Raw genomic sequence first — 2,125 nt, 5'->3', positions numbered from 1 at the left:
CAATAGCAGCATTATTAGGTATAGACAAAGTCTACCTGGTTACGGAAGTTGATGGAATAATGACCGCTGACCCCACAATTATACCCACAGCCAGAATTGTAGACGTTATGAGTTATAGGGAAGCTGTAGAAGCCGCTATGCATGGGGCGAAGAGGATAAATCCCAAATCATTTGAACCATTAAATGACATTTACCATTGCATAGTATATGTGGGTTCATGGAATTCCTTCGGCACAAAGATTTCACATACAATACCAGATGAGCGTAAAGGACCTAAAATCGTATTGCATAGGCATCATGGTGAAAAACCATACATAGCCATCATTGGTGAAGGGGTTAACTATTTAGATTTCATTAAGAAAGTTGTAGACATACTCTATGAGAATAATGTTGACATTAAAGGTGTTCAAACATATTTCCGCAAACCATCGTTAATAGTTCACGTGGAGGAGGGATGCGAGATGAATGTATTAAAGCTGCTCCATCAAAAACTTTTTGAAGAGGAGGTAGATTAACGTGAAGAAACGTGTAGCCGTTCTTGGGGCTACTGGCATTGTTGGACAAAGATTCATTGAACTTTTAGCTGACCATCCATGGTTTGACCTAGAGTTCCTAATGGCATCTGAGAGAACTGCTGGGAAGATTTATGGGGAAAGCGTCACATGGATTTTAGAAAAGCCCATACCTAGAAAAGCTTATGAAATGGAGCTTTTGCCAATCAACATAGACCTACTGGTAAGGGGGAAAGTGGACATAGTGTTTTCAGCATTACCTTCAGATGTAGCTAAAAATATAGAACCTCAACTTGCAGAGAGGGGGATTTTCGTAGTCTCCAATGCCAGTCCCATGAGGCTTGAACCAGACATACCTCTCCTAAACCCTGAAGTAAACGCCGACCATATCGAAATACTGGAAGAGCAGAGGAGGAAGAGGGGTTGGAGTGGAGCAGTAATGAAAGTTCCAAACTGCACAACGGCAATAGCAACGCTATCCCTAAAACCTCTAGTTGACGAGTTTGGTGTTGGGAAAATAGTTATAGCAACAATGCAAGCTCTCTCAGGAGCTGGATTGACGGGTGTACCCTCAATGTTTATACTCGATAACATAATCCCATACATAGAAGGGGAGGAGGGGAAAGTGGAAAGCGAAACCCTTAAAATTCTAGGCGAATTTAAAGGGAATTCCATAATACCTAATAGCTCAATAGCTGTAACATCAAGTTGCCATAGAGTGATGGTTTTAGAAGGCCATATGGAAGCGATTTTCGTTGAATTGAAATCTAAAGCTTCTGCGGATGAAGTTGTTAAGGTTATGGAGGCGTTTAAGGGAAATAAGATAAAGGGTATGGGGCTTCCAACAGCACCGGAAAAGCCCATTATAGTGAGGAGAGAAGTTAACAGGCCACAACCAAGACTAGATAGGTTAGAGGGTAGAGGTATGAGCGTAGTCGTGGGAAGAGTTAGGGAAGATAGGGTATTGAATGGAGTAAAATACGTTGTACTAGGACACAATACAATAAGAGGTGCAGCAGGTACAGGAGTTTTGATGGCAGAATTGCTTGTTAAGAAAGGTTACGTATAAGTCTCAAGCAACCTCACACTTAACAAAAAATATTTTTAATTTTTGAGAAAACGTAGTTCCATGTCAAGCTTAGCTTTTGCTCTATTTTAAACGAGAAGATATTATGGTTATGGCGTCTGGATCTTTAAGAGCATGTCCTGTTGAAACGAGTACTGCAATTTCGCTTTTATCTATAATCCCTAGTTCAAGAGTCTTCCTATAACCGGCAAGGGAAGTTGCACCTGCAGGTTCTACTTCGATACCCTCATATGCAGCTAAATCTTTCATACCCTCCAAAATTTCTTCATCAGATACTGTAACAAACACCCCCCTAGACTCTTCAACAGCTTTTAAAGCCTTCATCCAGTTTACAGGCTTCCCAATTCTAATTGCAGATGCTATGGTTGATGGCTTCTCAACCACCAATAATTTATCGCTCTTCTCAATCCATGTCTTGGCTAGTGGAGATGCACCTTCAGCTTGCACTCCTATCATCCTCGGCAATTTGCTTATTAGGCCATACTCATAGAGTTCTTTAAACCCCTTCCATATGGCAGAAATGTTA

General features: G+C 41.0%; 2 protein-coding genes and 1 pseudogene. 2 read left to right on the top strand and 1 reads right to left on the bottom strand.

Annotated elements, in window-relative coordinates; translation table 11 throughout:
- Together MRT15_RS12110 and asd are read left to right on the top strand one after the other, a co-directional pair.
- A pseudogene (locus tag MRT15_RS12110) lies at positions 1-515 on the top strand (hypothetical protein); the annotation flags it as partial.
- Position 516: 1 nt separating this feature from the next.
- The gene (asd, locus tag MRT15_RS12105; protein WP_304330548.1) at positions 517-1,581 is read left to right on the top strand and encodes an aspartate-semialdehyde dehydrogenase; all 1,065 of its coding nucleotides are present in this window, start codon (positions 517-519) and stop codon (positions 1,579-1,581) included.
- 81 nt (positions 1,582-1,662) lie between these two features.
- Here the strand turns inward: asd and MRT15_RS12100 are convergent.
- The coding region (locus MRT15_RS12100; protein ID WP_304330547.1) for a pyridoxal-phosphate dependent enzyme at positions 1,663-2,125 on the bottom strand (463 nt) is incomplete at its 5' end.

The sequence above is a fragment of the Candidatus Culexarchaeum yellowstonense genome, from assembly GCF_024707025.1.
Taxonomy (GTDB): Archaea; Thermoproteota; Methanomethylicia; order Culexarchaeales; family Culexarchaeaceae; genus Culexarchaeum.
Note: the sequence above shows the minus strand (reverse complement) of the source record. Positions and strands in the feature narration are given on the sequence as shown.